The following is a 12408-nucleotide window of genomic DNA, read 5'->3' as shown; positions in this document are numbered from 1 at the left end:
TTCAGCGCAGCGCGCCGCCGCGTTCCACCGTCTGCCGCATCGCCACGCAATAGCGCACGAGCTGCGGCTGCGACACGACGAACTGCTTGAGCGGCGTGTCGATGTCGTAGAAATAGATATTCGCGACGAATCCATAGACGGCCGCATCGATACTGACCGGCTGCTCGCCGAACAGATAGCCCTTGTCGTGGATCAGGTTTGCGATCACCTGCAGGTCGGCGATGCCGCGCGCATAGACCTGCTCGGGCTCGTAGCGTCCGATGCCCTGATAGTGATAGCGGTTGAAGTTGTACTCGCGCGCGGCTTCGAGCGAGCCGGCCGCGAGGTCCGCGTGCTGCGCAAGCAGCGCCGCGCGAAACGTGGGCCAGAAGCGGTCGTCGCGCCAGCGCGAATACGACATCACCCAGTAAAGATCGTCGAGCGTGCGACGTAGCATCAGGTCGAGGTCGCGTTGCGCATCGGTCAGCGCCGCATCGATCGTCAGCGCGTATTGGCGTTTCAGATAAGACAGAATCGCGTCGCTATCGCCGATTGTTTGTTCGTCATCGACTAAATACGGCAATTGTCCGCGCGGCGCCGCCTTCGTATCGAGCACGTGCCGATGTTCGAACGACAGGCCGCATAGCCGCAGGAACGCAAACACCTTCAGACCATACGGATTGTTGTCTTCGAGCCCGTATAGCTCGGGATACGAATACAGCGTGATCATCGATCTGCTCCGTGAGGATTATTCAGTTTTCGTTCAAGCAGTATGAAGCGCGAACCGATGGTCACGTCAAATACGCCATGGCAATGTCTCGGTTCATGATGCGATTCGATACGCTATCTCTTCGCTTGTCGAGTCCTTACCGAACCTGACTCTCTGATCCACCAGCAACCGGGGCATGCAAAATGACAGCGTTTAAGGATTTCACCGACCCTCCGTGCGGTACGCGCGGCGGCGCGCCCGCCGACGGTGCGGCGAACTGCGCCGGCGAGTCCGCTCGATCCGGCGTCACGCGCCGCGGCTTTCTGAAATCGGTCGGCGCATCGGGCGTCGCCGCCGCGGGCACGACGATGATGTCGGCCGCGGCGCTCGCCGACGAAGCGCCCATGGCCGCGAAGGCGCCGGCCGCGGCAGGCGGGAGCGGCCCGTACACCGTGCAGTTCAGCGTGAACGGTGTCGCGCACAAGCTCGATGTCGAACCGAACGCGGTGTTGCTCGACGTGCTGCGCGACCGCCTGCAATTGACCGGCACGAAGAAGGGCTGCGACCACGGCCAATGCGGCGCATGCACGGTGCACGTGAACGGCGTATCGGTCAATTCGTGCCTGTCGCTTGCGGTCATGCACGATGGCGACCAGATCACGACCGTCGAGGGCCTCGCAAAAAACGGCAAGCTGCATCCGGTGCAGCAGGCGTTCTGGGAGCACGACGCTTATCAGTGCGGCTACTGCACCTCGGGCCAGATGATGAGCGCGGTCGCCGTTCTGCAGGACGCGCGCATTCCCGCCGACGACCACTCGCTGCGCGAAGCGATGAGCGGCAATATCTGCCGCTGCGGTGCCTACAAGAATATCGTCGCCGCGATTCAGGACGCGCGCGGCAAGCTGCGGAGGGCATGATGCGCTCATTCGACTACACCCGCGCGTCGAGCGTCGACGCAGCGATTGCCGCGCACGCGCAAGGGTCCGACACGGTGTTCCTGGCCGGCGGCACTACGCTGCTCGATCTGATGAAGCTCGATGTGATGCGCCCGGCGCGCGTCGTCGACATCCACAAGCTCGCGCTCACGCAAGTCGACGTGCTCGACGACGGCCGCGTGCGCGTCGGCGCAATGGTCAGCAACACCGACCTCGCGCGTCACGAGGCGATTCGCACGCGCTATCCGGTGCTCTCGCAGGCGCTGCTGTCCGGCGCGAGCACGCAGTTGCGCAACAAGGCGACGACCGCCGGCAACGTCATGCAGCGCGTGCGCTGCGGCTACTTCCGCGACGGCGTCTCGGCCTGCAACAAGCGCGAACCGGGCTCGGGCTGCGCGGCGATCGACGGCCAGAACCGCAACGTGCACGCGGTGCTCGGCGGCAGCGAGAAGTGCATCGCCGCGCATCCGTCGGACATGTGCGTGGCGATGGCCGCGATCGGCGCGACGGTGCACGTGCAAGGCCCGAACGGCGCGCGCGATATCGACTTCCTCGACTTTCATCTGCTGCCCGGCGATACGCCGTGGAAAGAGCACGCATTGAACGACGGCGAAATGATCACGCACGTCACGCTCGATGCACCGCTGCCGCACAGCCGTTCGGCCTACCTGAAGCTGCGCGACCGCGCGTCGTATCAGTTCGCGCTCGCCTCGAGCACGGTGATCGTCGTGCTCGACGGCCGGACGATTCGCGATGCGCGCATTGCGATGGGCGGCGTCGGCACGAGGCCGTGGCGGGCGAAGAATGCGGAAGCCGTATTGCAAGGCCAGCCCGCGACGCAGGCGACATTCCAGCAAGCCGCTGCCGTCGCCATGCAAGGCGCGCGCTCGTACGGGCAGAACGGCTTCAAGATCGCGCTCGGCCAGCAGGCCATCGTCCGCAATCTGAGCAGCGTCGTCGCATAAAGCGCGGCTCCTCTATGTGATTATGGGGAATACATGAACAACGACATCATCGGCGATTCGATGCGCCGGGTGGACGGGCGCCTCAAGGTGACGGGCGCCGCGCACTACGCGGCGGACCAGAACCTGCCCGGCATGGTCTACGCGTACGGCGTATTCAGCACGATTTCGAGCGGCCGCGTGTTGCGCATCGATACGGCCGACGCGCGCCGCACACCCGGCGTGATCGAAATTTTCAGCCACGAGCAGTTTCCACGTCTGTATCGCGCGCCGCGCACGATCAGTTCGTTCAACGACATTCTGACGGCGTCGGTCACCGACGAGCGCCGTTTGCCGTTCGAGGACGCGACCGTCAACTACGCGGGCCAGTTCGTCGCGCTCGTCGTGGCCGATACGTTCGAGCATGCGCGGGAGGCCGCATACAAGGTCAACGTGACCTATGCGACGAACAAACCGGTGACGAGTCTCGCGCACGGCGTCGCAGCGGGCGGCACGCGCGACGGCGGCCGCGGACACGCGCGCGGCGACGCGGCGACGGCATTCGATAGCGCGCCGCACCGCGTCGATGCCGTGTACCGCACGCCGGTCGAAACGCATAACCCGATGGAAATGCACGCCACGGTCGCGCACTGGGAAGGCGACGAACTGCATCTGTTCGAAGCATCGCAAGGCGTGACCGTGCACCGTAATACGATCGCGCGCGTGTTCGGGCTGTCGCCCGATCAGGTGACGGTCGAGGCGCCGTTTATCGGCTCGGGCTTCGGCAGCAAGCTGTGGATGTGGCCGCATTCGGTTGCGGCAAGCGCTGCTTCGCGCGCGGTCGGCCGGCCCGTCAAGCTCGTCGTGCCGCGTGCCCAGATGTTCACGACCACCGGCCACCGGCCCGAGACGCAGCAACATGTGCGGCTTGCGGCCGATGCGAACGGCAAGCTGCTGTCGCTGCGGCACGAATCGGTCAATACGACGTCGTTCACGGACCAGTATGTCGAAAACTGCGGCGGCGCATCGAAGAGTCTTTACTCGTGTCCGAACGTGCTCGTGAGCCATGCGGTCACACGCGTGAACCAGGGGTCGCCGACATCGATGCGCGCACCGGGCGCCGCGCCGGGGCTCTTCGCGCTCGAATCGGCGATCGACGAACTCGCGCTGCAGGCGAATCGGGATCCGCGCGAATTCCGTCTGCTCAACATTTCGACGCAGGACGAAAGCGTGAACCTGCCGTGGTCGAGCAACCATCTGCGCGAGGCGATCGTGCAGGCCAGCGACCGCTTCGGCTGGCAGAAGCGCACGCCGGGCGTCGGCTCGATGCGCGACGGTCATGAGATCGTCGGTTACGGCATGGCCGCGTGCAACTGGGAAGCGTACCGCACGCCCGCGCAGGCGCGCGTCGAACTGCGCAGCGACGGTAGCGCCTGTGTGATCTGCGCGGTGCAGGATATCGGCACCGGTACGTACACGATTGCCGCACAGACGGTCAGCAGCCTGACTGGCGTGCCGGTCGAGCGCATCGACGTGAAGCTCGGCGATTCGTCGTTTCCGTCCGCGCCGGTGTCGGGCGGCTCGTGGGCGACCGCGAGCGTGATGCCGGCCATTGCCGAGGCCACGCGCGATGCGATCGCGCAGTTGAAGACGTTCGCGACGCAGAACGGCGCGTTTTTCGACGGCGCGAAGCCCGAGACGCTGAAGTTCGAGAATGGCCGGCTCGCGAACGGCGACCGGTCCGTCGACTTTGCGACCGTGCTGAAATCGCAGCGCCTCGCGAGCGCCGAAGGCGCGGCGCAAACGGGCGGCGCTCCGTCGGGCAAATATTCGTTCCGCTCGTTCGGCGTGCATTACGTCGAAGTGCGCTGGGACCCGGGCATCTCGCATCTGCGCGTTGCGCGTGTGGTCAGCGCAATCGACGTGGGCCGCGTGGTGAACCCGATGACGGCGCGCAACCAGGTGGAAGGCGCGATCGTGATGGGCGTCGGCATGGCGCTGTTCGAAGGCACGGAATACGACGCGCGCACGGGCCTGCCGTCGAACAACAATTACGCCGAATATGTGGTGCCGGTGCATGCGGACCAGCCGCAGATCGACGTGATTCTGCTCGACTATCCGGACTATGAATTGAATGAGTTCGGCGTGCGGGGAATCGGCGAAATCGGTATCACGGGGCTCGCGGCGGCCGTTGCGAACGCAACGTATCACGCGACCGGCAAACGCGTGCGCGAATTGCCGATCACGATGGACAAGCTCATGGATCAGTCATCGCCATTCAATGCGTAATGTGCGGCGGCGTGCGGCAAGGTGCCGGGACGCGCGGAGGACGGCTGCGGCCGCCGTTCCCCGCGCGTTTTTCTGTGCGTTTTCGTGGCTTCTCGCGCGCGAGGTGTCTTATCGGAAGATCGCCTCGATGCGCGGCGCGGGCGTGCCGGCCGACTGCTCTTCCTTCAGGAAGTCGATCAGCGCGCGCAGCTTCGGCGGCACGCGGCGGCGGTCGGTGTAGTAGAGCGCGAAGCCGGGCAAGGGCGGGCTCCAGTCGGTCAGCACACGCACGAGGCGGCCGGACTCGAGCAGCGGATCGATAAAGCCATTGATCATATAAACGATGCCGATGCCGTCGAGCGCCGCCTGCACGGCAGCGGCCGAGTCGTTGACGATGAGCCGGCCATTCACGGCGAGTTCAAGCGTTTCGCCGCCTTTCGACAGCAGCCAGCGCTCGATCTGTCCGCTCGTCGTGCGCCGGAAACACACGCATGCATGCGACAGCAGATCGCGCGGGTGGCGCGGCACGCCATGCATGGCGAGATAGTCGGGCGAGGCGACGATATGCGCGAACACCGGCGGCCCGACGTTGACGGCGACCATGTCGCGTTCGACCATGTCGCCGAAGCGGATGCCCGCGTCGTAGCGCTGCCCGACAATATCGATGAGGCCCGGCTCGATCGAGATATCGAGCCGGATGTCCGGAAAACGGTCGAGAAAGCGGCGCATGATCGGCTGCAGCGTCGTCAGATAGCCTGCGCGTGCCACGCTGATGCGCAGCACGCCGGCCGGCCTGTCGAGCGCCGCGCCGAGTTCGTCGGACGCCGAGGTCAGTTCGCGCACGGCCGGCAGCACACGGTCGAAGTAGGTCGCGCCGGCTTCGGTGAGGCTCACGCCGCGCGTATTGCGGTTGAACAGTGCGAGCCCGATGCGCGCCTCGAGATTGCGGATCGTCTGGCTGACGGCCGACGGCGAGACGCCCAGACGCACGGCGGCCGCGGAGAAGCCTTGCTCTTCCGCGACGATGATGAAAGTGACGATGCCGTCGAGTTGATCCTGACGCAAACGGGTGACTCCTCCAGACCTTACGCGGCAGGCTCCGCGGCATGGATCCGGCGCGCGTGCTGCCCAGCACGGATCATACCCGGTCATATGTTTGCCGGCTGGGCGCGGAGCTCGCTATGCGGAGGGCTGACGACGGGTTGACGGCGGTTGACGGCGGGTTGACGGCGTGCGCGCTGCAGGAGGCGGGTTCGAATGGCCGGCGCGGTTGCCCAGATCGGATCGGCCTAACCCGCGTCGTTCCGGCGCAGCAGCGCGACCGGTTCGACGGACGGCGACTCGGCCGGCGGCCATTCCGACGCGGGCACGTTGAGCTGCGCGAGGTCGGCGGGCACGCGAAACGCGATGTGCGGATCTTGCAGCAGCAGCGCATCGAAACGCGTATAGCCCCACGCGACCGCGCCGAACTTCACGCCGACGCTTCGCGTGGCCTCGGCATCGCGTAGTTCGTCGCCGATGTAAATGGCGTGCGCGGGGTCGATCGATGTCTGCCTGAGAATATGGCGCAAGCGGTGAGATTTGCCGAACAGCGCCGATCCGCATTCGAGCGCGGCGAAACGCTCGACGAGCTCGTCGCCCAACACACTCTTTACGTTATCGACTGTATTCGATGTGGCCACGGCGAGTGCCACGCCCTGATCGAGCAGCGCCTCGAGCGAGGCCGCGATGCCGGGAAACGGTTGCACCTCGCCGATGCGTTTGTGCAGCATTTTCCGGTAGTCGGACAGCACCGCGGGCGCGCGCCATATCGGCAGGCGCAATTCGCGCAGAATCTCGGCCGCGCTCATCGAGCGCATGCGCGGTTCGTCTTCGGGCGTGACGGGCCTGAACCGGTGCTTGACCGCGAGCGTATTGAGCGACTCGCCGAATACCGCGAACGTGTTGGCCAGCGTGCCGTCGAAATCGAAAATCGCAAGTTGGATCGTCATGGTTTGGCGTGGGCCGCGCATCGAACCTTTGGGGCAAGGCCTCGCATTATGACCGGGAACCGCGCGTTTCCGTTTTACGATGCGCCCGAACGCATCTTGCGCGCAACGTTCGCGGCCTGTTCGGCATCGAGCCGGCCCTCGGTGCGCAGTTGCGATGCAACGCGTGCGATTTCGAGCTCGCCGAATTGCAGTGCGGCGGCGTTCGTGTGGACCGAGTAATAGCCTTCGACCACTTCGAACGGGCTGCGCTGCGCGGAGCCCAGCATGAAGCCGCAGTTATCGTGTGCGACGAAGTCGACGCCGCTTTCCGACTCGCTGAACACCACGAGTTCGCCGGCCTCGATGTGTTCGCCGGCATCGAGCGAGCCCGAATAGACGGCGATCCACAACACGTCGTGTCCCGGCGCAGGGTCGTAGCGCCAATGTTCGCCGGCATTGAGCTCGACGTGCAGATACGTCATCGGCATCGAAACGGGCAAGGGGCTTTCGACGCCGTTGAACTGCCCGAGCAGGACGCGAGCGGGACCTTCGAGCGGTATCTGGTCGGCAGGCAGATACGCCTCAAATGGTTCAGCGAGCTCGAGTTCCGGCGGCAGCGCAACCCACAGCTGATAGCCGCGCACGACGCCCGACGTGCTGAGCGGTCCGCCGTGCCACGCGCCGCGGCCCGCCTGCATCCATTCGGTGGCGCCGGGCGTCAGCGTCTGCGGCTTGCCTTTGCTGTTGACGATGTGCAGGCTGCCATCGAGCAGCGCGGTCAGCGTGGCAATGCCTGAATGCGGATGGAGCGGAAAATTGAATGCCGCTTGCGACTCGAGCACGAAGCGGTCGAGCAGCACGAACGGCTTGATCGCCTGGCCGATATCCGACGGGCTGACAAAGCGCGTCAGCGGACCGTCGGTGCGGCCTTTCGTGCGCAAGAAGATCGGGCGAACTGCGTGCGCTTGAGTTTGTGCCTGCGATGCCGGTGCCGGCCGTGGATCCGGTATGGCTTTTTTCGATGCTGCCCCCATTTGCCCCTCCGATACGAAACGTTTAACCGATGGTTCCGCTCGATGTCATTGGAGATCGGCGGTGCGATGGACTCGAGCGAGAGTCTGCTGGTATTGAGAACACTTGATGCGAGCGATCTATTCTGCGAAAGCCGCAATGAAAATCGGCCAATGCGTCGAATCACGTTCAGTAGCCGGATCGGTGCATATCCGCTTTCCGTGACGCATTCTCGATGCGCGTGCACAGGCGCGGACCTCGTGTACGAAGGCGTCTCCGCCCAGGCGAAGCGCCTTGGCGCCGATCGATGCGCAACCCGTTTCAGCAAGGCTCACAGCGATGCATGCGTCGGATAAGCGACGGCAGAAGGATGCTTGCGGACAACGCCTTGACACGAATAGTCAAGTGCGAGAAAGAGGGGACTGACGGGACGTTTGGTTCGTCAGATCGGGCCGGTGTCTAACGGGCTGCTTCGGGATGCCAACCACGCGGCAGAAAAAGGCGCAAACCGGCTGCTTGCTGGCCGGTTTGCGCGCGCAGGGCGCGGAAAAGCCGCGCTCAATGATGCTGATAGATGCCGTTGCCTTGCACGGAAATCGGCATGGCGCGGTTGCCGCTTGCAGTCGTGCCGCCGGTGCCCGGGCCGTAATCGGTGACCGCATTGGCATTGACCGGATTCACGCGGCTTTCAGCCGCCTGGATGTCGGCCGGATAGTTCTGCGTGTTCGCATGCGGATCGTAGCCCGCCTGCTCGACACGCACGAGGTCGGCATTGACCTCGGCGCGCGTCACCGCGGAATTCGCGGTTTGAGCTTGCGACGCAAGCGGCGCGCCCAGTGCAAAAAGAGCGGCAATGAGGGTAGTTGTGCGAGCGTGTTTCATCGTGATGTTCTCCTGGTTGGTTGCTTGAGCGGCAGTACCGCGCGGCAGTACCGAGCGACAGTACGGGGAACAGACTAACGGCTGCCCGCCCGTCGATCGATAGCGTGGATGTCATCGCATTGATGCCGCGAAAGCATGGTTCGAAATGCGGCTCACGGTGCATTCGACTAGCAGAACACCTGGAGATTGCTACGTATTCCGATGAGGCTGTTTTCTGAATTTCGCAATAATTAGCGCGCGCGTTATATCGGCTCTATGCCGATGGATGCGGCGTCAACGACATCACGAATTCGAGGAAGGCTCGCGTTTTCGCCGGCGGATGGTGCCGCGAAGGATAGAGCGCGTAGAGCGGAAAGCGCTCGTCCGGCCAATCGGGAAACAGATCGACGAGCCGGCCGTCGGCAAGCAGTTGTTCCGCGCTGATCTGCATGACCTGCGCAATGCCATAGCCGGACAGGCAGACGCTCAGCATCGTTGCGACGTCGTTGACGACAAGCCGCCCATGGGTCTCGACCTCGAGTTTCTTGCGTTTGCGATGAAATTCCCAGCCGAACGGCCGCCCGGTTTCGGGATCGCGGAACTCGATGCATGGGTGCATGCCTTCGCCCAATTCCTGCGGCGTGAGCGGGCGGCCATTGCGCTTCAGGTACGACGGCGCGGCGACGGTTACGATGCGCGTGTCGAACAGCTTGCGCGCGACGAGACTCGACGCGCGCGGCTCGCCGAAGCGCACCGCGAGGTCGAAACCTTCGGTGACCATATCGCCCAACTGATCGCGCGTGATCAGTTCGAGCAGCAGGTCCGGATGGTCGTTCATGAACGATTCGAGACGCGGGCCGAGGATGAGCCGCGAAAAGAACGGGTCGATATTGACGCGCAGCCGGCCGCGCACGACCGTCGCGCCGCCCGAGGCGGTGGCGGCCGCTTCTTCCAGGCCGGCGATCAACGGTGTGACCTGTTCGTAGAACCGGCGGCCTTCGTCGGTCAACGATACGACGCGTGTCGTGCGATCGAACAGTCGAATGCCGAGCCGAACCTCGAGCCGCGCGACCGCGCGGCTCACGCCCGATTGCGACATATCGAGCTGTTCGCCCGCCGCGGCAAAGCTGCCCGCGTCGACAATGGCCGTAAACACGCTCATGCCGTTCAGCATGCGTTCGTCGAATCCAGGCATATATGCCACTCCGTCATTAATGCAATGACAACAATGATATCGCGCAATGGCTCGCCGATGGCCAGAATGGACCCCGTCAACGTGTTTTTCGAAAGGAGTGTGCGATGAAGATTCAGGGAAGCCGCGTGCTGGTGACCGGGGCGAATCGGGGGCTAGGAAGGGCGTTTGTCGAAGCGTTTCTGCAGGCGGGAGCGGCAAAGGTTTATGCCGGCGCGCGCGATGTCGCTGCAATGAGCCGTGCAACGAGCGGTGCCATGACCGACCCGCGCGTCGCGCCGGTGCAGCTCGACGTCACGTCGGCTGTCGATATCGATGCGGCGCTCGCGCAATGCGCCGATATCGACATACTCGTCAACAATGCGGGAAGGATGCGCATGCAACCATTGCTCGATCCTCGTACGTTCGAGCTCGCGCGAGCGGAGATGGAGGTGAATTACTTCGGCACGCTGTCGATGTCGCGTGCGTTCGCACCGGTGCTCGTGAAGAACGGGGGTGGATGCATCGTCAATATGCTTTCGGTGGCGAGCTGGTACACCTATGCGTTCAATCCGGCGTATTGCGCATCGAAGGCGGCTGCGCTTGCGGCCACCGACGGACTGCGCACCGAGCTCGCGCCGCACGGTACGCAGGTTGTCGGCGTGTTCGCCGGGTTTATCGACACGGATATGGCTGCGCACGTGAGCGACACGAAGGTGACGCCGCAGGAAGTCGCGTCGCGCACGCTCGCAGGCATCGAGGCGGGCTGCGACGAGGTGTTTGGCGACGACATCAGCCGCGCGCTACGCGAAACGCTCAATCGCGATGCGGCGAGTGTGCGTGCGGAAATGGCGCGGCTGTATCGCGAGTCGTTGCAGCGCGACGATGCACTTCGCGCAATGCAAAGGTAACAGTCGGTCTGCGCGAGTGCCGGCCTCAAGGCTTATCGATCAGGCTCACATGAGCGGCAACGATGCGCCAGCCGCCATACAGGCCGGCCTCCGGCTGCGAGTCGGGGCCGACCTTTGCCCATGTTTGCATCTGACGGCCGATCCGGTCGGTCTCCATGCTGATGAATTCGGTGCTGACAGTCGCGTAATCGGTGCCGAATGTCGTGACGACCGTGCGCTGCAGCCGGCGTGACTTCGGAACCGGCGTGCTGATCTTGCGGTACGCGCGGATCTGATCGCTCCCGTGCTGGATCTCGGCGATTCCATAGCGCACGGTGTGCGGGCTCTGCCAGAAAAGCATGTTGATCGTCATGTTGTCGTGATCGGCAAGCGCGCGTTCGTAGGCCGCGAAAGCGGCGGACACTTCAGCTACGACATGAGGAAGATTGAGTTGCATCACGAAAGTCCCTGTAGACGGGTGTAAGAAGGCGCGTAGGGCTGCGCCCCGCGTATCCGGCGCAATGCGCAGGCTGACGTTCGTGAAGACAGCTGGCGACGATGCTTTATTCCGGTCAGTGGCGCAGCGCGGCATCGTGCCGGCCGGATCGCGGGCCGCGTGCACGGTCTGACGCCGCGGCGCAACGCGAAGCCGCTTGCCGATTTCCGAAGCCCGTCGTTCGCGTCGAACCGATCTGCACACGCGCCATCGCCCCCGCTTGCACACCCGTTTGCGATCGGAAGCACCGTGCGATGCGCATGCATAGCTGGTATGAACGGCGAGTGCTGGCTTGCTCGCGCCGTTTTGCGAATACTGCAACGATTCCCACGCGAGGCGCCGCGTGCCGGCGTCGCGCCGGCGACCGGTGCGCGCGGCCAGATGCGTGGTTTGCTGTTTTGCGCAGATGGAGGTGTCCGATGCGATTGAGAGAAAAGAAGTATTTCGACGAACGCGCGACGCAGGAGATGAACGACCACCTGAAGCCGAAGACGCGCACGCTCCAGGAAACGCTGGCGTACGCATGCCGCATTCTCGCGATGACGGGACAGGAAGCCGGCCTCGCGGGACAGATCACGGCGCGCTCGGACAATCCGCGCCGTTACTGGACGTTGCGATTCGGTGTCGGCTTCGACGAGGCGACGCCCGACGACTTTATCGAAGTCGACGCCGATCTGAAGACGATCGGCGGCGGCATGGCGAACCCGGCCACGCGTTTTCATCTGTGGGTGTACGACGCGCGTGCGCGGACCAACGCGATCATCCATACGCATTCGCCGTATGTATCGGCACTCGTTGCGGCGCGCCAGCCGCTCGTGATCGCGCACATGGATATGACGCCGCTTCACAACGACTGCGCGTTTCTTGCCGATTGGCCAGGCGTGCCGATCGCGGACCAGGAAGGCATGGTCATCTCGGAGGCGCTCGGCGACAAGCGGACCATTCTGCTCGCGCATCATGGACAGTTGACGACGGGTGCCTATATCGAGGAAGCCGCTTATCTGGCCGTGTACCTCGAGCGCGCGGCCCGCATGCAGGTGCGCGCGCGCGCGTTCGGTCCGATCGCGCCCGTGCCGGACGACCTTGCGGCGCAGGCGCACGACTATCTGCTCAAGCCGTCGATCGTGAAGGGCACGTTTGACTACTGGTGTCGTCAGGCCGACCGGATGTGATCGCG

General features: G+C 64.2%; 12 protein-coding genes. 5 read left to right on the top strand and 7 right to left on the bottom strand.

Annotated features, from left to right (window positions below):
- Position 1: 1 nt before the first annotated feature.
- Positions 2 to 709: a glutathione S-transferase family protein gene (locus QYH69_RS16850; RefSeq protein ID WP_308832986.1), complete on the bottom strand. Its 708-nt coding sequence runs from the start codon at positions 707 to 709 to the stop codon at positions 2 to 4.
- Positions 710 to 891: 182 nt separating this feature from the next.
- Between QYH69_RS16850 and QYH69_RS16845 the strand changes: the two genes are divergently transcribed.
- Genes QYH69_RS16845 through QYH69_RS16835 form a run of 3 tightly spaced genes read left to right on the top strand, consistent with a single transcriptional unit; the run spans position 892 to position 4853 of the window.
- A complete protein-coding gene (locus QYH69_RS16845) occupies positions 892 to 1605 on the top strand; it encodes a (2Fe-2S)-binding protein (RefSeq protein ID WP_374992432.1) in 714 nt (237 codons plus the stop codon).
- Positions 1605 to 2588, top strand: coding sequence for a xanthine dehydrogenase family protein subunit M (locus QYH69_RS16840; protein ID WP_308833041.1), 984 nt, complete (start codon positions 1605 to 1607; stop codon positions 2586 to 2588). Before QYH69_RS16845 ends, QYH69_RS16840 begins: the two co-directional genes overlap by 1 nt.
- Positions 2589 to 2621: 33 nt before the next feature.
- A complete protein-coding gene (locus QYH69_RS16835) occupies positions 2622 to 4853 on the top strand; it encodes a xanthine dehydrogenase family protein molybdopterin-binding subunit (protein ID WP_308832985.1) in 2232 nt (743 codons plus the stop codon).
- A gap of 108 nt (positions 4854 to 4961) precedes the next feature.
- Here QYH69_RS16835 and QYH69_RS16830 read toward each other — a convergent pair whose 3' ends face one another.
- The 5 genes from QYH69_RS16830 to QYH69_RS16810 all read right to left on the bottom strand — a co-directional run bounded on the left by QYH69_RS16830 (position 4962) and on the right by QYH69_RS16810 (position 9869).
- On the bottom strand, positions 4962 to 5897 hold the full coding sequence (locus QYH69_RS16830; protein WP_308832984.1) for a LysR family transcriptional regulator: 936 nt from the start codon (positions 5895 to 5897) through the stop codon (positions 4962 to 4964).
- 224 nt (positions 5898 to 6121) lie between these two features.
- Positions 6122 to 6823 carry an HAD hydrolase-like protein gene (locus QYH69_RS16825; RefSeq protein ID WP_308832983.1) on the bottom strand — a complete coding sequence of 234 codons (702 nt, stop codon included), beginning with the start codon at positions 6821 to 6823 and terminating at the stop codon, positions 6122 to 6124.
- 74 nt (positions 6824 to 6897) lie between these two features.
- Positions 6898 to 7743 carry a pirin family protein gene (locus QYH69_RS16820; protein ID WP_308832982.1) on the bottom strand — a complete coding sequence of 282 codons (846 nt, stop codon included), beginning with the start codon at positions 7741 to 7743 and terminating at the stop codon, positions 6898 to 6900.
- Between the two features lie 628 nt (positions 7744 to 8371).
- Complete coding sequence (locus tag QYH69_RS16815; protein ID WP_308832981.1) at positions 8372 to 8695, bottom strand: DUF4148 domain-containing protein; 324 nt, start codon at positions 8693 to 8695, stop codon at positions 8372 to 8374.
- A 253-nt stretch (positions 8696 to 8948) separates the two neighbouring features.
- The gene (locus QYH69_RS16810) at positions 8949 to 9869 is read right to left on the bottom strand and encodes a LysR substrate-binding domain-containing protein (protein ID WP_308832980.1); all 921 of its coding nucleotides are present in this window, start codon (positions 9867 to 9869) and stop codon (positions 8949 to 8951) included.
- Positions 9870 to 9973: 104 nt separating this feature from the next.
- Here QYH69_RS16810 and QYH69_RS16805 point away from each other — a divergent pair, with 104 nt between their 5' ends.
- Positions 9974 to 10756 (top strand): SDR family oxidoreductase, encoded by a 783-nt coding sequence (locus tag QYH69_RS16805; RefSeq protein WP_308832979.1) that lies wholly within the window; start codon positions 9974 to 9976, stop codon positions 10754 to 10756.
- 25 nt (positions 10757 to 10781) lie between these two features.
- Here the strand turns inward: QYH69_RS16805 and hpxZ are convergent, their stop codons facing one another.
- Entirely contained in the window at positions 10782 to 11192 is a 411-nt protein-coding gene (hpxZ, locus tag QYH69_RS16800; RefSeq protein WP_308832978.1) for an oxalurate catabolism protein HpxZ, read from the bottom strand.
- Positions 11193 to 11650: 458 nt separating this feature from the next.
- Between hpxZ and QYH69_RS16795 the strand changes: the two genes are divergently transcribed.
- Positions 11651 to 12403, top strand: a complete 753-nt coding sequence (locus QYH69_RS16795; RefSeq protein ID WP_308832977.1) for an aldolase — start codon at positions 11651 to 11653, stop codon at positions 12401 to 12403.
- The last annotated feature ends 5 nt before the right edge of the window (positions 12404 to 12408 follow it).

It is taken from the genome of Paraburkholderia sp. SARCC-3016 (assembly GCF_031119615.1).
Classification (GTDB): domain Bacteria; phylum Pseudomonadota; class Gammaproteobacteria; order Burkholderiales; family Burkholderiaceae; genus Paraburkholderia.
This window is presented reverse-complemented; position numbering and strand designations above follow the sequence as displayed.

What these genes read in the sequence shown, in the direction of transcription:
- QYH69_RS16795 (WP_308832977.1), top strand. Translation starts at nt 11,651, where the DNA reads ATGCGATTGAGAGAAAAGAAGTATTTCGACGAACGCGCGACGCAGGAG.
- QYH69_RS16810 (WP_308832980.1), bottom strand. Translation starts at nt 9,869, where the DNA reads ATGCCTGGATTCGACGAACGCATGCTGAACGGCATGAGCGTGTTTACG.
- QYH69_RS16850 (WP_308832986.1), bottom strand. Translation starts at nt 709, where the DNA reads ATGATCACGCTGTATTCGTATCCCGAGCTATACGGGCTCGAAGACAAC.
- hpxZ (WP_308832978.1), bottom strand. Translation starts at nt 11,192, where the DNA reads ATGCAACTCAATCTTCCTCATGTCGTAGCTGAAGTGTCCGCCGCTTTC.
- QYH69_RS16825 (WP_308832983.1), bottom strand. Translation starts at nt 6,823, where the DNA reads ATGACGATCCAACTTGCGATTTTCGATTTCGACGGCACGCTGGCCAAC.
- QYH69_RS16815 (WP_308832981.1), bottom strand. Translation starts at nt 8,695, where the DNA reads ATGAAACACGCTCGCACAACTACCCTCATTGCCGCTCTTTTTGCACTG.
- QYH69_RS16805 (WP_308832979.1), top strand. Translation starts at nt 9,974, where the DNA reads ATGAAGATTCAGGGAAGCCGCGTGCTGGTGACCGGGGCGAATCGGGGG.
- QYH69_RS16835 (WP_308832985.1), top strand. Translation starts at nt 2,622, where the DNA reads ATGAACAACGACATCATCGGCGATTCGATGCGCCGGGTGGACGGGCGC.
- QYH69_RS16845 (WP_374992432.1), top strand. Translation starts at nt 892, where the DNA reads ATGACAGCGTTTAAGGATTTCACCGACCCTCCGTGCGGTACGCGCGGC.
- QYH69_RS16840 (WP_308833041.1), top strand. Translation starts at nt 1,605, where the DNA reads ATGCGCTCATTCGACTACACCCGCGCGTCGAGCGTCGACGCAGCGATT.